15 protein-coding genes, 1 rRNA gene and 1 other annotated feature are annotated in these 17,716 nt (G+C 52.0%); of the genes, 4 read left to right on the forward strand and 12 right to left on the reverse strand.

From position 1 onward, the window contains the following. Positions 1-243: 243 nt before the first annotated feature. The 4 genes from polA to HA50_RS20555 form a co-directional block, all read right to left on the reverse strand. Positions 244-3,030 (reverse strand): DNA polymerase I, encoded by a 2,787-nt coding sequence (gene polA / locus HA50_RS20540; protein WP_084878054.1) that lies wholly within the window; start codon positions 3,028-3,030, stop codon positions 244-246. A 370-nt stretch (positions 3,031-3,400) separates the two neighbouring features. Further along, a complete protein-coding gene (gene dsbA / locus HA50_RS20545) occupies positions 3,401-4,030 on the reverse strand; it encodes a thiol:disulfide interchange protein DsbA (protein ID WP_084878057.1) in 630 nt (209 codons plus the stop codon). A gap of 26 nt (positions 4,031-4,056) precedes the next feature. Continuing rightward, positions 4,057-5,043, reverse strand: coding sequence for a serine/threonine protein kinase (locus tag HA50_RS20550; RefSeq protein WP_084878059.1), 987 nt, complete (start codon positions 5,041-5,043; stop codon positions 4,057-4,059). 45 nt (positions 5,044-5,088) lie between these two features. Next, positions 5,089-5,364 (reverse strand): YihD family protein, encoded by a 276-nt coding sequence (locus HA50_RS20555; RefSeq protein WP_084878061.1) that lies wholly within the window; start codon positions 5,362-5,364, stop codon positions 5,089-5,091. Positions 5,365-5,435: 71 nt separating this feature from the next. On the opposite strand from HA50_RS20555, the gene mobA reads away from it, so the two are divergent. Continuing rightward, positions 5,436-6,011 carry a molybdenum cofactor guanylyltransferase MobA gene (mobA, locus tag HA50_RS20560; RefSeq protein ID WP_084878063.1) on the forward strand — a complete coding sequence of 192 codons (576 nt, stop codon included), beginning with the start codon at positions 5,436-5,438 and terminating at the stop codon, positions 6,009-6,011. After that, positions 6,008-6,520 carry a molybdopterin-guanine dinucleotide biosynthesis protein MobB gene (mobB, locus tag HA50_RS20565; RefSeq protein WP_084878065.1) on the forward strand — a complete coding sequence of 171 codons (513 nt, stop codon included), beginning with the start codon at positions 6,008-6,010 and terminating at the stop codon, positions 6,518-6,520. The genes mobA and mobB overlap by 4 nt, the downstream gene beginning before the upstream one ends. 67 nt (positions 6,521-6,587) lie before the next feature. Here mobB and rrf read toward each other — a convergent pair. Further along, positions 6,588-6,703 (reverse strand): 5S ribosomal RNA (gene rrf, locus HA50_RS20570). A 239-nt stretch (positions 6,704-6,942) separates the two neighbouring features. Beyond that, positions 6,943-7,721, reverse strand: a sequence feature (most likely nonfunctional fraction of RNA operon). Positions 7,722-8,257: 536 nt separating this feature from the next. On the opposite strand from rrf, the gene mdtD reads away from it, so the two are divergent. Then, positions 8,258-9,661: a multidrug transporter subunit MdtD gene (gene mdtD / locus HA50_RS20575; RefSeq protein ID WP_084878067.1), complete on the forward strand. Its 1,404-nt coding sequence runs from the start codon at positions 8,258-8,260 to the stop codon at positions 9,659-9,661. Here the strand turns inward: mdtD and rbsR are convergent. The 6 genes from rbsR to rbsD form a co-directional block, all read right to left on the reverse strand. After that, on the reverse strand, positions 9,658-10,650 hold the full coding sequence (gene rbsR, locus HA50_RS20580; protein ID WP_409521686.1) for a ribose operon transcriptional repressor RbsR: 993 nt from the start codon (positions 10,648-10,650) through the stop codon (positions 9,658-9,660). The two genes, mdtD and rbsR, sit on opposite strands and share 4 nt — an antisense overlap. A gap of 4 nt (positions 10,651-10,654) precedes the next feature. After that, positions 10,655-11,584, reverse strand: coding sequence for a ribokinase (rbsK, locus tag HA50_RS20585; RefSeq protein WP_084878072.1), 930 nt, complete (start codon positions 11,582-11,584; stop codon positions 10,655-10,657). 64 nt (positions 11,585-11,648) lie between these two features. Further along, entirely contained in the window at positions 11,649-12,524 is an 876-nt protein-coding gene (gene rbsB, locus HA50_RS20590) for a ribose ABC transporter substrate-binding protein RbsB (protein WP_084878074.1), read from the reverse strand. 26 nt (positions 12,525-12,550) lie between these two features. Further along, positions 12,551-13,522, reverse strand: a complete 972-nt coding sequence (rbsC, locus tag HA50_RS20595) for a ribose ABC transporter permease (RefSeq protein WP_084878077.1) — start codon at positions 13,520-13,522, stop codon at positions 12,551-12,553. After that, entirely contained in the window at positions 13,519-15,027 is a 1,509-nt protein-coding gene (gene rbsA / locus HA50_RS20600) for a ribose ABC transporter ATP-binding protein RbsA (RefSeq protein ID WP_084878079.1), read from the reverse strand. The genes rbsC and rbsA overlap by 4 nt, the downstream gene beginning before the upstream one ends. Before the next feature lie 7 nt (positions 15,028-15,034). Further along, positions 15,035-15,454 carry a D-ribose pyranase gene (gene rbsD, locus HA50_RS20605; protein WP_084878081.1) on the reverse strand — a complete coding sequence of 140 codons (420 nt, stop codon included), beginning with the start codon at positions 15,452-15,454 and terminating at the stop codon, positions 15,035-15,037. Between the two features lie 238 nt (positions 15,455-15,692). Between rbsD and HA50_RS20610 the strand changes: the two genes are divergently transcribed. Continuing rightward, on the forward strand, positions 15,693-17,204 hold the full coding sequence (locus tag HA50_RS20610; protein ID WP_158087423.1) for a DUF3472 domain-containing protein: 1,512 nt from the start codon (positions 15,693-15,695) through the stop codon (positions 17,202-17,204). Between the two features lie 35 nt (positions 17,205-17,239). Here the strand turns inward: HA50_RS20610 and HA50_RS20615 are convergent, their stop codons facing one another. Then, on the reverse strand, positions 17,240-17,635 hold the full coding sequence (locus tag HA50_RS20615) for a YgiW/YdeI family stress tolerance OB fold protein (RefSeq protein WP_084878086.1): 396 nt from the start codon (positions 17,633-17,635) through the stop codon (positions 17,240-17,242). Positions 17,636-17,716: the final 81 nt, after the last annotated feature.

The following is a 17,716-nucleotide window of genomic DNA, read 5'->3' on the forward strand; positions in this document are numbered from 1 at the left end:
TGATTTTTCCTGACCAACAAAGGGTTTTTTGTTGTTTAGTTTCAGGAATCGACATCATTTTTACCAGGTTCGTCACAAAATTGCGTACCCACTGTAGTTTAATTACCAAAAAAATGCTTAGACGTTAGTGAGTTACAAAACGCGCATTTTACAGGCCGCTTTTGCATGTTGCTGAACCGATTAAGTAAACTTTTTTCTTATGACATTGTCGTAAGCGGCTTTTCACCGCTTACGAGGTAAAACTTAGTGTGCCTGGTCCCAGTTATCGCCAATCCCTACCTCAACCTGGAGCGGTACAGCCAGCTTCATACTGCCTTCCATCAACTGACGTATTTTTTCGCAGGCAGCATCCACTGCATCCTGATGGATCTCAAAGACGAGTTCATCGTGTACCTGCATGATCATTTTTACCGCATCACCGTTTTGCTGTAATAACCAGCCATCCACGGCGATCATTGCACGCTTAATGATGTCTGCAGCTGTCCCCTGCATGGGTGCGTTGATGGCCGCACGTTCCGCAGCTTTACGACGGATAGCATTACCGGATTTGATATCCGGCAGCCATAAGCGTCGGCCATCCAGAGTCTCGACGTAGCCTTTTTCTGCCGCCTGCTCACGCGTCTCTTCCATGTAACGCAACACGCCCGGATAACGTTCAAAGTAGAGATCCATATACTTTTTCGCTTCACCCGCGCCGATATTCAACTGACGTGACAGGCCAAACGCGCTCATCCCGTAAATTAAGCCAAAGTTGATCGCCTTGGCGCTGCGACGCTGCTCACCAGATACCTTGCCCAGCGCCACGCCAAATACTTCTGATGCCGTTGCACGGTGAATGTCCTCTCCCTGAGCGAAGGCATCCAGCAACCCTTTATCCTGTGACAGATGCGCCATAATACGCAGTTCAATCTGTGAATAGTCGGCAGCGACAATGCGTTTGTCCGGCCCGGCAATAAATGCCTGACGGATACGACGCCCTTCATCATTGCGCACCGGGATATTTTGCAGGTTAGGATCGGTGGAAGACAGGCGACCCGTCGCCGTTACCGCCTGATGATACGAGGTATGCACGCGACCAGTGACAGGGTTGATCATCAGCGGTAGCTTGTCGGTATACGTCGATTTCAGCTTCGACAAACCACGATGTTCCAGAATCACTTTTGGCAGTGGGTAGTCCAGCGCCAGCTCTGCCAGCACCTCTTCACTGGTCGATGGCGCTCCGCCTGGGGTTTTTTTAGTGGGTTTAATCCCCTGTTTTTCAAACAGAATGGTTTGCAGCTGCTTAGTAGAAGAAAGGTTAAATGGCTCACCCGCCAGCTCGTGCGCTTGCAGCTCCAGTTCCGCCAGACGCGTAGTCAATTCCTGGGAATGTTTCGCCAGGATATTTTGATCGATGAGCACGCCGTTACGTTCTACCCGAGAGATGACCTTCAGCAGCGGCATCTCAATCTCTTCGAAGATTTTTTTCGGACCGGCTTCTTTCTCCAGCTCAGGCCACATGTTCAGGTGTAACTGCAGGGTCACATCCGCATCTTCCGCAGCATAATGCCCCGCCTGCTCAATCGCGACCTGGTTAAATGTCAGCTGGTTTTTACCCTTCCCGGCGATTTCTTCAAAGGTCACGGTTTTATGGTTTAACCAGCGTGCTGCCAGGCTATCCATATCATGCTTACCGGCAACACTGTTCAGGCAATACGACTCCAGCATGGTGTCGTATTTAATCCCGTTCAGTTCGATATCGTAGTTCTTCAGTACGCCACGATCGTATTTAAGATTTTGCCCGACCTTAAGCGCCTTACTGTCTTCCAGCAACGGTTTTAATTGTGCCAGCACCGTTGCGCGATCCAGTTGATCAGGTGCATCGAGATAATCATGCGCCACCGGCAGATAAGCGGCTTCACCCGGGGCCACGGCAAAAGCGAGGCCCACAATGTTGGCGCTCAGGGTATCCAGTGAATCCGTTTCCAGATCAAAAGCAAAAACGTCGCTTTTTTTCAGCTTTTCCAGCCAGCTGGCAAAGGTGCCTTCATCAAGGATGGTGACATAGCCATCAGACGACAAGACACTCACGGTCTCAGCTTTAGCCACCGGTTCATCCGGTAATCCCTGCTGAGCCTGTGCGTTGTTCTTCTTACCCTGTAGCCATTTCCCTTCCTGCAGATCAACCAGCCAGCGTTTAAATTCGTAACGACCAAACAGCGTTTGCAGTACCGAGACATCCGGCTCATTTACCGTCAGCTGTTCACAGGTCAGTTCCAGTTCAACGTCAGTTTTGATGGTTGCCAGTTGATAGGAAAGAAATGCGACATCGCGGTTCTGTTCCAGCTTGGTCGCCATGGTTTTGGCTCCGCGGAATGACAGATCGGCCACTTTTTCCAGGTTGTCATAGATGGTTTGCATACCTCCCAACCCCTGCAACAGCGCCTGCGCCGTCTTTTCCCCCACCCCCGGTACGCCGGGAATGTTATCCGAGCTATCGCCCATCATGGCAAGGAAGTCGATAATCAGGGAAGGTGGTACACCGTATTTCTGTTCAACTTCTTCTGGTCCCAGGACCGTATTGGTCATGGTGTTAATCAGGGTGATACCCGGCGTAACCAGCTGGGCCATATCTTTGTCGCCGGTACTGATCAATACAGCGCGCCCCTGCTTTTCAGCTTCCTGTGCCAGCGTGCCAATGACGTCATCGGCTTCCACGCCAGAAACCGCCAGCAGCGGTAATCCCATCGCCTTTACCATTTCATGTAATGGCTCAATTTGCGCACGCAGGTCATCAGGCATAGGAGGACGATGAGATTTGTAGTTCTCGAATAACTCATCGCGGAATGTTTTTCCTTTCGCATCGAAGACCACGGCAACGTGACTGGGTTGATACTGCATCAACAGGCTTTTCAACATGTTGAGCACACCGTACATGGCGCCAGTTGGCTCACCTGCGCTATTGGTCAGCGGCGGAAAGGCATGATATGCACGGTAGAGATAGGATGATCCGTCTACCAGAATCAGGGGATTTTCTGCAATGTGCGCCATAAGTTTGATTTTTCTTCGTTGCGATTAAGAGGTGTATAAGGATGCCATAACCTGAGGCGAATGTTGAATTTGCACCAGCCGAAGTGGTGTTTTTTACTCAAAACGCAGCAGGGATCGCAAGGATCATATTGTGGATAACTTTGTGCGTAAATTTCATAACGTATTGTTATTTCCGTTATTCGCAATCGTTTCCCTTATAAAAAAATAAACTTTTCAATAGGTTATTGACTTTCTGTGATGCGAGACTTCTTTTTAAAAAGATGATCATCGATGTGGATATTAACCACAAGGTTAACAGTAGGTAGGGATATAAAGGAGGGGCCGATAATGAAAAAACGCCGACTGAGCCGGCGTTGGGTTGGTAGCTAAATTAGTTTTTTTCCACCAGGAATTTTACTACGTTGGCATAATCGGCAACAAAGTTATCCATCGAACTGGTGTCGAGACCGCCGTTGTTGACCATATATTTGCCATTAATAAACATCGCTGGCACACCCTGCAGATTTACATCAGATGCCGCTTTCTCCTGCTGAGCAACCAGCGCTTTTACTGCAAAGCTGTTCCACGCCGCATCGTAATCTTCAGAAGAAATTCCTGCCGCTTTGATAAAAGTATCTTTCAGGCTGGCCGCATCGGTCACGGTCTGCGTTTTCTGAATACCATCGAAAATTGGAGCTGAAACTTTGTCTTCAACACCCAGCGCCATCGCCACCGCCCATGCGTGCGTCACCACCGGACCGAAATCACCACCAAGGAAATCAACGTGATATTTGGTCACTTTAGTATTAGCAGGCAGATTCTTTTTCACCGCATCGCTAACGTGGTAAACACGTTCAAACTGGTAGCAGTGCGGGCAAAAGAAGGAGAAGAACTCCATTACCTGCGGTTCACCGGCGACAGGTTTCGGCAGCGTGACATACTGTTTGCCGTCGGTAAATTGTGCCGCTGAGGCGCTAAATGCCAGCATTAAACCTACCAGCGCGAACCAAATCTTTTTCATCGTGAAAAATTCTCCTGACTGCTTCATTAATATTGCGGGCTAAGCTGCAACGGCGGTTCGTTTAACAGCTTCTCCTGCTCGGTAAAAAGTACAATTTGCCGATGCCAAAAATCCTCATCGGTCATCCACGGAAAGGCTCGTGGAAAAGCAGGATCCTGCCAGCGACGCACGACCCAGGCTAAATAATAAACCATGCGCATCGCGCGTAAAGGCTCAATCAGTGACAATTCATGTAAATCGAAGTCACTGAATTCATTGTAAGCCTCCAGCAAAATATCCCACTGAATGCGTTGTTCCTGAAGATCACCATTCACTAACATCCACAGGTCCTGGATTGCAGGTCCGGTACGCGCATCATCAAGATCGACAAACATCGGTCCATCACGCCACAGAATATTGCCTGGATGGCAGTCACCGTGTAAACGCAGTGGCTGCCATTGCGTATTCCATCGCTGCTGCAGCGTGTGATACAGCTTATCTACAGCCGCCAGCAACGGAGCTTTACATGCATTCGGTACCAGCATGCTTTGTTCCAGCTGCTGACGCGGCTGCACAATATATTCATCCAGGCCAATAGTCGGCCGTTGCTCAAAATGCTGCTGACGGCCTGTTTGATGGATTCGCCCCAGAAAACGGCCAACCCACTCCATCTGTTCTTCATTATCGGTTTCATACTGCCGACCACCCAGACTCGGAAACACGGCAAACATAAATCCTGCATGGCTGTTCAGCGTGCTTCCCTGTAGCTCCAGAGGGGCTGCAACAGGGACTTCATCGGCCAGTAGATCATGGGTAAACTGGTGTTCCTCCAAAATCTGGCCAGCGCTCCAACGCTGTGGGCGGTAAAACTTCACCACATAGCGACGCTTTTCATCATCACTGAATTGATAGACGCGGTTTTCGTAACTATTAAGGGCGGTTAAGCCAGATTCGACGCGCAGACCTGTCTCCCAAAGTGCATCAAGGATGACATCGGGATTCAGTGTCTGGAAATTAAAGGCTGCTTCGCTCATCATTTGGCCTGTGTGTTACCTTTGCTTTAATGCGCAAGGATAGCACTACTCATCATCCCTAATCACACCGCGTGCGCGTAATAGCGCGGTTTTGAAGTCCACTTCATAATCCTTTTTCAGCCCGGGAATCTCAGCATCACTGCCTGCATCACGCATTTTGAGATGGTAAATCAATATGTCGTCAGTTAATTCACTTAATGGGCCACTGAAACCTGATTCCTGTGCCAGTTTTTGTAAAAATGCCAACAGGTTAAGATCAGACTCCTTCTGCCATGCCGGTTGCAGGAGTTCGAGCAGTTCGTTGAGACGGTGGTATTTCATCATTCATTCCTTTATGCAGGTGTTGGGCTGCCGACCTGTAAGTATCGTCCACTATGAGTAAGGAGACGAAAATGACAGCATTAACCGGCGTAATTCTGGCTGGCGGCCAGGGACGCCGTATGGGTGGTGAGGATAAAGGATTGATGCTGCTTCGGGGTGAGCCCCTTTATCAACACGTTCTGCGCCGTTTTCGGCCGCAGGTCAATATTGTGTTGATAAGTGCCAATCGTAACATTGATCGTTATCAGGCAAGCGGTTCTCAGATTGTTACCGATTCACTGGCGGATTATCCCGGCCCACTGGCAGGTATGCTAAGCGGCTTACGCCACAGCAAAACCGAATGGGTAGCGTTCTGTGCCTGTGACACGCCATGGATCCCTGACGATTTTGTCGCGCGTCTATGGCAACAAAAAGCTGATGCGTCAGCGGTGTGGGTAAAATCCTCTCTGCGCGATCATCCAGCGCTGGCTTTGGTGAATCGTTGTTTAGCGGATAATCTCGAAGCCAGCCTGTTAAGCGGAGAACGCCGTCTGATGCGGTTCTTGCAGGAAAATGGCGGACATGCCGTGGCCTTTGCAGATCCTGAATCAGCGTTTCGTAATATCAATACACCTGACGATCTGCGGGATGAGGAAATGTCATCATGACAGTACCTTTGCTGGCGATCGCCGCCTGGAGCGGAACAGGTAAAACCACGTTGTTAGAGAAGGTCATTCCCTTACTGAAAGCTCAGGGGATTCGTCCAGGCCTGATTAAGCACACACATCATCATATGGATATCGATAAGCCGGGAAAAGATAGTTATCTGCTGCGAAAAGCGGGAGCCGATCAGGTGATCGTTGCCAGCAATCAACGCTGGGCTTTGATGTGCGAGACACCTGATGAACCGTTAAACCTGGAACAACTGGCATCACATATGGATAAATCGATGCTGGATTTGGTGCTGGTTGAGGGTTTTAAAGATGAGCCAATTGCAAAGATCGTACTCTGGCGGGCAGGTGTTAAAGGCGAAGTGGCGGATTTACTTGATAAGCATGTCATCGCAGTGGCAAGTGATGCTGATCTGGAACTTCCGATAGCATCCCTGGATATTAATCAGCCTGAACAGATTGCTGAATTCATTGTTCAGTGGCTTGCTTCGCAGAGTAGTACATGAATTTCTTCTGATTCACAGACGTAAAAAAGCCCTGAACTTTCGTTCAGGGCTTCTTCACTTGATTGATGCCTGGCAGTTCCCTACTCTCGCATGGGGAGACCCCACACTACCATCGGCGCTACGGCGTTTCACTTCTGAGTTCGGCATGGGGTCAGGTGGGACCACCGCGCTACAGCCGCCAGGCAAATTCTTTGTGCTCTGTCCTGTGTCTTTTGCACTGCTGCTGCGTTGGCTGCATTCGCGTAAGTCAGTCACATACTCATGTATGCTCCTTCCTTCCGTCTCTTTTGCCGCCTTGCTTCAGCGCAAAATCCTTCGGACTTGACTCCGCAGGACACAACTAAATCCGGTAAACAATGCTGAAAATTCTTCTCTTGGTCTCTCACAACCAAAACGCCTCTGGCGTTGTAAGGTTAAGCCTCACGGGTCATTAGTACCGGTTAGCTCAATGCATCGCTGCACTTACACATCCGGCCTATCAACGTCGTCGTCTTCAACGTCCCTTCAGGACCCTCAAGGGGTCAGGGAGAACTCATCTCGGGGCAAGTTTCGTGCTTAGATGCTTTCAGCACTTATCTTTTCCGCACTTAGCTACCGGGCAATGCCATTGGCATGACAACCCGAACACCAGTGGTGCGTTCACTCCGGTCCTCTCGTACTAGRMGCAACCCCCTAGCTAGCTAGCTGCTGGCACGGAGTTACGCCGGTGCTTCTTCGTGCGGTAGCGTCAATGGTTGACGCGTATTAACCTCAACCCTTCCTCCCGCTAGAAAGTACTTTACAACCCGAAGGCCTTCTTCATACACGCGGCATGGCTGCATCAGGCTTGCGCCCATTGTGCAATATTCCCCACTGCTGCCTCCCGTAGGAGTCTGGACCGTGTCTCAGTTCCAGTGTGGCTGGTCATCCTCTCAGACCAGCTAGGGATCGTCGCCTAGGTGAGCCGTTACCCCACCTACTAGCTAATCCCATCTGGGTTCATCCGATGGTGTGAGGCCCGAAGGTCCCCCACTTTGGTCTTGCGACGTTATGCGGTATTAGCTACCGTTTCCAGTAGTTATCCCCCTCCATCGGGCAGATCCCCAGACATTACTCACCCGTCCGCCACTCGTCACCCAAGGAGCAAGCTCCTCTGTGCTACCGTTCGACTTGCATGTGTTAGGCCTGCCGCCAGCGTTCAATCTGAGCCATGATCAAACTCTTCAATTTAAGTTTGATGCTCAAAGAATTAAACTTCGTAATGAATTACGTGTTCACTCTTGAGACTTGATATTTTTTAAGTCCGTAGACTTTTGATATCAATCCTGCGAGTGCCCACACAGATTGTCTGATAAATTGTTAAAGAGCAGTGCGAGCAGCGGGTTAACCGTCTGTCGCGAGGTGGCGTATATTACGCTTTCCTCCTTCAGAGTCAATCACTTTTTTCAGCGATTTTCTCCGGCGGGATGAATCACTTCGTCCCTCGCTGACCGTCTGCGTTGCCGCTTTGCCGTGTCAGTGGAGGCGCATTATAGGGAGATAATTCTGACTGACAAGCGTTTATTGCAAAAAATTGACTGAGCGCTACTTTTTTAGTCGAACGGGTAAAAAGAAGACATTTTGCGATGAAGAAACACCCAAAACAGCCCCGCGCGCGGCACAAATCATCGTAATGCTCCTAAACGTCGGTGCTATCCTGTTTCTCCAATCGCAGTTTTCCCCTGCTGCAGACAGAATTTTATTAAAGAAGGACTTTAAATGATTCGCTCCGCGCGCAGTATGGCCGGGTTGCCCTGGATCGCCGCTATGGCATTTTTCATGCAATCGCTTGATGCCACCATCCTCAACACCGCGCTTCCTGCCATCGCAACCAGTCTTGAACGTTCCCCACTTGCCATGCAATCCGCTGTCATTAGCTACACATTAACTGTCGCAATGCTTATTCCCGTCAGTGGCTGGTTGGCCGATCGCTTCGGCACGCGCAAAATCTTTATTCTGGCGGTTGCATTATTCACCTTGGGTTCACTGGCCTGCGCGTTATCAGGCAGCCTGGGCATGCTGGTATTTTCGCGAGTGGTTCAGGGGATTGGTGGGGCGATGATGATGCCGGTCGCACGACTGGCGCTGTTACGCGCCTATCCACGCAGTGAACTGTTGCCTGTCCTCAACTTTGTTACCATGCCCGGCCTGGTCGGGCCGATTCTCGGACCCATGCTGGGCGGATTACTGGTTACCTATGCCAGCTGGCATTGGATCTTCCTGATTAACATTCCCATCGGTCTGCTCGGCATCTTTTATGCCCGGAAATACATGCCGGATTTCACCACACCGAAACGCCGCTTCGACTTTGGCGGTTTTGTGTTGTTCGGTGTAGGCCTGGTACTGATCTCCATTGGTATCGAACTGTTTGGCGAACGCATTGTGTCACCGTGGCAGGCAACCGCCGTGTTGTTTGCCGGTGTGTTGTTGCTTCTTCTATATATTGTTCATGCGCGTCACCATCCGGCACCGCTGATCAGCCTGCCGATGTTTAAAACCCGCACGTTTTCCATCGGCATCATCGGCAATATCGCTTCGCGTCTGGGTACCGGTTGTATTCCGTTCCTGATGCCACTGATGTTGCAGGTTGGATTTGGTTATCCAGCGATTATTGCCGGTTGCATGATGGGGCCGACCGCTATCGGCTCATTGCTGGCGAAATCCACCGTCACCCAGGTGCTGCGACGCTTTGGTTATCGCCACACGCTGGTCGGCATTTCAGTGATTATCGGAATTCTGATTGCCAGCTTCTCACTGCAATCACCGGGCGGAAGTGTGGCCATGCTGCTGCTGGCGTTATTCGTGCTGGGGATGGCAATGTCGACACAGTTCACCGCCATGAACACCATCACTCTGGCCGATTTGAATGATGAGAATGCCAGTGGCGGTAATAGCGTGCTGGCCGTTACGCAGCAGTTGTCGATCAGCTTTGGTGTCGCGGTAAGTGCAGCGGTGCTGCGCTTTTATCAGGAATTTGGTGGCACCACGGTGCAGCATTTTCATGCCACCTTTCTTACCATGGGGGTGATCACCGTGCTGGCCGCCTTCACCTTTATGCTGCTGCGTAATGGCGATGGCCGTCATTTAATCACCAACCGTGATAAAAAGAAGAAAGGCGCCTAAACCGAACCTCGCTCCACCAGCTCCGGCGTCAGGACCAGCGTTTGCTGACTGGCGTCGGGATCGCTCATGCGATGAATCAGCGTATCAATCGCCAGTTCACCCAACTCATCTTTCGGTTGATGGATGGTACTCAGCGGCGGCGTCAGATAACGCGAGAGTTCAATGTTATCGTATCCCATCACGGCGATATCCTGTGGCACACGCAACCCGGCCTGAAACAATGCGTGATAAACGCCGACCGCCATCGCATCGTTGCTGGTAAATACCGCCTCCGGCAGGGGGTCCAGGGTCAGCAGCTGGTTCATGGCATTAAAACCGCCCTGAAACTCAAAATCACTGTCCACCACGTACCCTGGCAATACCGGCAATCCGCTGCCGGACATGGCTTTATGGAAGCCATCCAGACGCAGCCGCGCGGGTGTTTTATCCTGCGGACCGGCAATGCAGGCAATACGGCGATAGCCACGATCGATCAGATGCTGCGTCGCCAGTTCACCGCCTAACAGCGCGTTATCCTGAATAATGTCACCACGTCCTTCAAACGGTGCCCAGTCCATCATCACCATAGGAATCGACGGATAACGATTCAGGATATCTGCCGATGGCAGGTGAGTTTCGGTACACATGATCAGCAAGCCATCAACGCGCTTCTGCAACAGCGTTTCCAGGCTGCGATTCATGCGCTCCTCATCCCCTTCGGTATTACACAGAATCAGACTGTAGCCCCGTTCATAGCAGCTATTCTCCACACCACGTACCACTTCCGAATAGAAGGGGTTGCTGCTGGCCGTCAATAACATACCAATGGTGCGTGTCTGATTGATTTTGAGGCTGCGCGCCAATGCGGAGGGAGCGTAATTCAGGGTACGAATGGCCTGCTCCACCTTTTCGCGTACCTGCTCGCTGACAAAGCGATTGTTATTAATGACATGCGAAACGGTGGAGGTTGAGACGCCCGCCAGGCGGGCGACATCTTTCATGGTAGCCAAGCGCTTATCCCTGTTGTTGCAGGAAGGCATCAATCTCAGTACGCCAGGGTACCGAGGGCTGCGCACCAGGACGGGTAACGGCTATCGCCGCTGCCGCATGGGCAAAACGCACCGCATCATGCATGGCTACGCCTTCAAGACGGGCAGTAATAAACGCACCGTTGAAGGTATCGCCAGCGGCGATGGTATCCACGGCCTGTACGCTGAAGCCCGGAATGCGCACACCATCGCCCTGCTCACTCAGCCAGACACCGCGGCGTCCCAGCGTAATCAACACGGTTTGAATACCTTTGGCATGCAACGCTGCGGCGGCACGTGCAGCATCTTCATCACTTTTTACCGCGATGCCCGTCAGAATCTCGGCTTCGGTTTCATTTGGCGTGATGATATCGATCAACGCCAGCAGTTCATCGGAAAGTTGCGTCGCCGGAGCCGGATTGAGGATCACCTGCGTCTGCTGTGCTTTGGCAATTTTCGCTGCCGCCAGCACGCTTTCCAGTGGGGATTCCAGTTGCATCAACAGGGCATCCGCGTCTGCGATAACCTGTTGATGACGCGCCACGCAGGCCGGCGTTAATGCCGCGTTGGCACCAGAATAAATGCCGATATTATTTTCACCTTCGCCATTTACGAAGATCATTGCCACACCGGTGGCTTCTTCCGCCACGGTTTCTACCGGAGCGGTATCGATACGGTCCTGCTGCAGCTGCTGACGAATGCGTTCGCCAATGTCATCTGCACCAACGCAGGCAATAAAGGCGATATCGGCACCGGCTCGTCCGGCCGCTACCGCCTGATTAGCCCCTTTACCGCCAAAGGCAACCTGATACTGTTTCCCGATCACCGTTTCGCCCGGACGTGGGAAGTGGGCGAGATTGAGGATGTGATCGGCATTGATGCTGCCGAGTACGGCCAGTTTTGCGCTTTTGCTCATAGGGAGTGATCCATCAAGAATGCGCCACCCAACGGTGGCGCGTTGCCCTGCTTTTCTTCGCGTGTTATTTGGTAACCAGTTTCAGATCGACCGGATTGATCGACTGCACTTTTTCACCTTTCAGTACTTTATCCGCAGTATCTACGCCGATGATACCAATCTTATCAGGCATCTGTGCGACAGTGGCAGTCAGTTTGCCCGCTTCAACGGCTTTCACACCGTCTGCGGTGCCGTCAAAGCCCACCACCACCACGTCGGTTTTACCGGCGGTCTGCAATGCACGCAGTGCGCCCAGTGCCATTTCGTCGTTCTGCGCGAACACCGCCTGCACATCCGGATGCGCCTGCAGCAGGTTCTGCATCACGTTCAGGCCTTTAGTACGGTCAAAATCAGCCGGCTGGCTGGCAAGAATATTGAATTTGTGCGCCTCGGCAGCCTGTTTAAAACCATCGCCACGCTCGCGGGCTGCTGAAGTACCGGCAATGCCCTGCAATTCGATGATTTTCGCGCCGTCACCGACTTTCTTCGCAATAAAGTCACCGGCCATCTTGCCGCCAAAGCGGTTATCAGACGCCACGTGGCTGACCACGGTGCCCTGAGCCGCTACGCGGTCAAGGGTGATAACCGGAATGTTTGCCTGGTTGGCCATCTTCACGGCATTGCCCACGGCGTCAGAATCGGTTGGGTTGATCAGCAGCAGCTTAGTGCCACGTACCGTGAGGTCCTGCACGTTCGCCAGCTCTTTCGCCGGGTTGTTCTGCGAATCCAGCACCACCAGGTTATAACCCAGTTTGTCAGCTTCTTTCTGTGCGCCATCTTTCAGCGCAACAAAGAATGGGTTGTTCAGCGTTGAAACCACCAGAGCGATAGTATCCTTCGCCATCGCGCTGGCACTGAGAGTGGCGCCAAGAATGACGGCCAATGCGGTTAACTTTTTCATTAATGAATCCTGTGTGAAGGTCAGAGTTATTTACTGCTTTTGTTATCCACCAGCACTGCCAGCAGAATGACGACTGCTTTAACAATCATTTGGTAGTAAGAGGAGACACCCAACAGATTGAGTCCATTGTTGAGGAAGCCGAGAATCAGTGCCCCGATCAGCGTCCCCATAATGCGACCTTTACCACCCGCCAGGCTGGTTCCGCCCAACACCACAGCAGCGATCGCATCCAGTTCATAACCGGTACCCGCTGTTGGCTGGGCTGATGACAGGCGTGCCACCTCGATGGTGCCTGCCAGCGCAGCCAACATGCCGCACAGTAAATAAACGATGATTTTGACGCGGTTAACGTTAATCCCGGACAAACGCGTTGCCGCTTCGTTGCCGCCCAGCGCATAGATATAACGACCCAGGCGTGTGTGGTGCAGCATGTACCAGGCAAGCCCGAATACCACCGCCATCAGCCATACTGGCGTCGGAATACCCAGCGGGCGACCAATACCGAACCAGCCAAACAAATCGGCGTTGTCACTAAAGCCGGTATTGATCGGGCTGCCATCGGTGTAAACCATGGTGACGCCGCGCAACAGCAACATCATCACCAGCGTGGCGATAAACGCCTGCACTTTGCCGCGTGCCACGATTGTGCCGGTAACCCCGCCGATCACCGCGCCAAGCGCCAGCGCCGCAGCCACGGCCACCAGCGCATTCACTTCGTGGCCGACGATCGAGGCGGCTACCGCACCGGTCAGCGCCAGCAGCGAGCCAACCGAAAGATCAATACCGGACGTCAGGATCACCAGCGTCATCCCGACCGCCATGATGGCGTTCACCGAGGTCTGCTGCAGAATGTTGAACAGGTTGGCAACGGTAAAGAAATTCGGGCTGAGGCTGGCAACCACGGCAATCAGCACAATCAGCGCGATCAGCGATTTCTGCTCCAGCAACCAGGCTTTGCTGAACCAGCGACGGCTGGCGGGTAAGGTTTGGGTACTCATACAACTAACTCCTCGCTGTGTTGCTTACCGACTGCCGCCGCCATCAGGGATTCCTGGGTAGCCTGCTCACGGGTAAATTCGCCACTCAGGTGGCCTTCATGCATCACCAGAATGCGGTCGCTCATGCCCAGCACTTCCGGCATTTCGGACGACACCAGGATGATGCTCAGCCCATCGGCTTTAAACTGGTTGATTAACTGATAGATTTCTTTTTTTGCGCCAACATCAACACCACGCGTCGGCTCATCAAGGATCAGCACATTCGGCCGCGTCATCAGCCCACGGGCAATCGCCACTTTTTGCTGATTACCGCCGGAAAGCAGGCCAATCGGCTGTTCCATCGAAGGCGTTTTAACGTTGAACAGGCGGATGAAATCGCCTACCGCCAGCTGTTCTTCAGCGTGCTTCAGGCTACCGTTGCCACGGCTGAAATAACGCAATGCAGTCAGCGACATGTTTTCTTTCACTGACATGCCCAGCACCAGGCCATCGCGTTTGCGATCTTCGGAGATATAAACGATGCCATTCGCCAGGCCATCCTGCGGTGCGCGCGTCACCACTTCACGGCCATCAAGCATCACCTTGCCGCCGCTGCGTGGCAGTGCGCCGTACAGCAGCTTCATCAATTCGGTACGGCCTGCACCCATCAGACCGGAAACGCCAAGGATTTCCCCTTTGCGCAGGGTAAAGCTGACTTCATGCACCCCTGGGCCACTCAGGTTTTCCACCTGCAAACGTACCGCGCCGGGTGCCTGGCCGAGATGTGGATATTGATCTTCCAGCTTACGACCCACCATCATCTCAATCAGGCTATCTTCGCTGAGTTCGCTGACCGTACGTTCGGCAATAAACTGACCATCACGGAACACCGTGACGTCATCGCAAATCTCGAAAATCTCTTTCATACGGTGGGAGATGTAGACAATGCCGCAGCCCTGCGCCTTCAGTTCATTAATGACGCGGAAGAGCGACAGCGTTTCGGTATCGGTCAGCGCATCAGTCGGTTCATCCATAATGATCACCCGCGACTGAAAACTGAGTACCTTGGCGATTTCCACCATCTGCTGGTCACCAATCGACAAATCACCCACCAGCTTATGGCTGTTGAAACGCAGGTTGAGGCGTTGCAGCAGCGTATCCGCTTCGGCATACATCTTTTTCCACTCGATGCGGCCAAAACGGTTAACAAATTCACGCCCAAGGAAGATGTTCTCCGCGACCGTCAGTTGCGGGATCAAATTCAGTTCCTGGTGAATAATGCCGATGCCAGCTTCCTGTGACGCTTTCGGCCCGGAGAAAGTGGTTTCCTGGCCCAGCCACTGTAGCGATCCCGCATCCATGCTGTAGATACCCGTCAACACCTTCATCATGGTGGATTTACCGGCACCGTTTTCCCCCACCAGCGCCATGACACGCCCCGGCATGACCGACAGCGATGCGCCCTTCAGCGCTTTCACACCGGGAAATGACTTTTCAATCCCTTTGAGTTGCAATAACGGTTGCATAACGACCTCAGAAGGTAACGCCCGCGCTCAGGATGACATTCGCATACGGAGAACACTCTCCGCTGCGAATGACCGCCTGACTACGCTGAGTCTGTTGTTTGAACTGTTCATGACTGATGTAACTAACGGCAATGGTATTTCCCTGGTGCTGTTGCAAGGCTTCGAGCACGGCGAGCAGAGCACTGTGGAGCTGCGGATTGTGTTGCTTAATCTCTTCCGCCATCAGAGCGCTTTCGACCTGCATCTCTTCAGTTACCACCTCAACAACCTGTAAAAACCCGGGCGTACCTGGCGTCAGCGCCAGATCGATACGTTGCGGCCCCAGCGGAATGGGTAACCCCGCATCAGCAATCGTCAGCGTATCCGTGTGTCCCAGACGGGCAATCACATGAGAGATTTCAGCGTTTAACAAGCGACCTTTCTTCATTTCTTCCACTCCACAGCGAAACGTTTCGCTGACCGGAGTGTATAAAATGTCCACCGCAACTCAATGGCGACATCACGGAAATGTGATCGCCATCGAAACGTTTCGCTTGTACCGGGGAAAATTTGAGTTAGGCGGAAAAAACCTGAGTTCTTTTACCTCCGACTAAAGAACTCACCTGGTTTTCAGGAGAAATTCCTTATTTAACCTCATGTCAATATGTTTTCTGATGTGTCCGGATATGTCACTTCACGCAAAAACCAACACTGAACAACCATCCGCTGGCTGTAAATACAGATGGATTTATCTAAGGACAATGATGAATTTCAAGGTGAAAACACTCGGAAGTTTGATTGCGCTCTCGCTCTTAACTGTCAATGTGCCTGTGGCAAAAGCGCATAACGATCAGGGAGATAAAGCCCGCACACCGAACGTACATTTCAGCACCCATCCCAACATGCAGAGCAGCAAAATGCTCAGCGCGTTGACGGCAAGCATGGAAGTGCAGGAAATGACAAATGAAGCGCCACCCTGGTACTGGGCTTATCAGGGCTGGTATATGAGTGAAGGCGCTTTTTATTTTGGTCTCCAGCCAAATGGTGAGTATGGCAAAACCGCGCTGTTCAGCATTTTCGGCAAAGGCACCCAAAGTAACGTTGAAGCCTGTAAGCGCGGCGCAGATTCGACCGACCCCGATACCGGTATGAGTTGCCATATTCCTTATGACTGGGAAGTTGGCCATAAATATACCTTCAACGTGAAACGTACCGGACAGGATGCCGCGCAAAGTCTGACAACCTGGCAAGGTTCTGTCACCGATCAGACTACCGGTCAAGAGACCATCATCGGTATCGTATCCGTACCTGCTCGTTGGTCAGATCTGCAACCAAGCCTGTTGGGCTGGGCTGAGTGGTTTTTGAACGGAGAACTCACCTGCGCGCAACGTACCAATTTTGTTGTTAAGTACAATGACGTCTCGGGTGTGTATTCCGATACCGCCACCCCATGGCAGAGCTATATCTCCGATTCGAACCCCAATACCTGCGCAACCTATGACATGACCGGTACGTATCCGACCGAAGTCATTATGAGCGCCGGAGGAACATTTGACGGAGATAATAATTCCGGTGGCAACACCGATAACGCGCCTGTCGCGGTGGTGCCTGCCGATTTTAGCGTCATCAGCTCATCTGATGGATCGATTGTCCGCGAGCTGGATGCTTCCGGCAGTAAAAATGCCGATTCATACAGTTGGAAAGTCACAGGAGGCAAGGGCAGCTTCTGGCTACAGGAAGAAGAAAAGGGTGGCTGGGTAAGCGCATTAGGACAGGCTAAGGTTCGCGCCCTCTTCCCAGCGAATTCCAGCGGTACCGCCATCTATGAATTAACCGTGAGCAAAAATGGCAAACAAGACACTAAACGCGTGACCATAACAGTCACTGCACCGGAAAATCCGACCACACCGGATCAGCCGGGCACCGAGTTTCCGGAATGGCAAGCGGGTACGCCTTATGTGGCAGGGGACAAAGTGACCTATGAAGGGATCAAATACGTCGCGAAATACTGGACGCTATTCAGACCCGGTTATAACGATGCCTGGAAACTGGCCAATCCATCTCAGATAACAGAATGGAAAGCATCGATGGCCTATTCCGGCGGCGATAGTGTCATTTATCAGGGGAAAACCTATAAAGCGGCCTACTGGACGCAGGGCAACACACCGGGGCAGCACTCCGTCTGGCTGGTGCAATAACGAAAAGGGGCTGCCATGGCAGCCCCTGAATGCGTTTACGGCAGTTTTTTCACTTGTTTCACATCCAGCTCAATCGCATTGAAATCTTTATCCAGCTCACCTGTCAGCTCAACCCGATCCTTCGGTGAAATGGTTTGCCCATTCCAATGCTTGTGATCAATTTCGACCTTCATGCTGCCGGTCTCATCGCGGAACAAGTAATCCTCCTTGCCTATTTGCTTCTCCAGAGAACCGCGCACGGTGATCCAGCTATCGTCCTTCATCTCTTCTGCCTGCTTCACCGTTACTACGCTGGTGTTGCCAGCCTGAAAACCACCTGAATGACTTTGTACGGCTGGCGCATTGGGATCGACAAATCCACCCTGCTGTGCCGCCAGAACCGGCGTGGCAACCAGCGCAACGATCGCGAAAAGTGCTGCATGCTTTTTCATTTGATTCACCTCTTTTCCATGAAATGTGCGGGATACGCGGGCTATTTCACCATAAGGTTCTTAACAGGATCTTAAGGCTGA

Source organism: Pantoea cypripedii (assembly GCF_002095535.1).
GTDB classification, from domain to species: Bacteria; Pseudomonadota; Gammaproteobacteria; order Enterobacterales; family Enterobacteriaceae; genus Pantoea; species Pantoea cypripedii.

What these genes read in the sequence shown, in the direction of transcription:
- rbsA (WP_084878079.1), bottom strand. Translation starts at nt 15,027, where the DNA reads ATGCAACCGTTATTGCAACTCAAAGGGATTGAAAAGTCATTTCCCGGT.
- rbsB (WP_084878074.1), bottom strand. Translation starts at nt 12,524, where the DNA reads ATGAAAAAGTTAACCGCATTGGCCGTCATTCTTGGCGCCACTCTCAGT.
- dsbA (WP_084878057.1), bottom strand. Translation starts at nt 4,030, where the DNA reads ATGAAAAAGATTTGGTTCGCGCTGGTAGGTTTAATGCTGGCATTTAGC.
- mobB (WP_084878065.1), top strand. Translation starts at nt 6,008, where the DNA reads ATGACAGTACCTTTGCTGGCGATCGCCGCCTGGAGCGGAACAGGTAAA.
- rbsK (WP_084878072.1), bottom strand. Translation starts at nt 11,584, where the DNA reads ATGAGCAAAAGCGCAAAACTGGCCGTACTCGGCAGCATCAATGCCGAT.
- rbsD (WP_084878081.1), bottom strand. Translation starts at nt 15,454, where the DNA reads ATGAAGAAAGGTCGCTTGTTAAACGCTGAAATCTCTCATGTGATTGCC.
- HA50_RS20610 (WP_158087423.1), top strand. Translation starts at nt 15,693, where the DNA reads ATGTCACTTCACGCAAAAACCAACACTGAACAACCATCCGCTGGCTGT.
- rbsC (WP_084878077.1), bottom strand. Translation starts at nt 13,522, where the DNA reads ATGAGTACCCAAACCTTACCCGCCAGCCGTCGCTGGTTCAGCAAAGCC.
- mobA (WP_084878063.1), top strand. Translation starts at nt 5,436, where the DNA reads ATGACAGCATTAACCGGCGTAATTCTGGCTGGCGGCCAGGGACGCCGT.
- HA50_RS20615 (WP_084878086.1), bottom strand. Translation starts at nt 17,635, where the DNA reads ATGAAAAAGCATGCAGCACTTTTCGCGATCGTTGCGCTGGTTGCCACG.
- HA50_RS20555 (WP_084878061.1), bottom strand. Translation starts at nt 5,364, where the DNA reads ATGAAATACCACCGTCTCAACGAACTGCTCGAACTCCTGCAACCGGCA.
- polA (WP_084878054.1), bottom strand. Translation starts at nt 3,030, where the DNA reads ATGGCGCACATTGCAGAAAATCCCCTGATTCTGGTAGACGGATCATCC.
- HA50_RS20550 (WP_084878059.1), bottom strand. Translation starts at nt 5,043, where the DNA reads ATGAGCGAAGCAGCCTTTAATTTCCAGACACTGAATCCCGATGTCATC.
- mdtD (WP_084878067.1), top strand. Translation starts at nt 8,258, where the DNA reads ATGATTCGCTCCGCGCGCAGTATGGCCGGGTTGCCCTGGATCGCCGCT.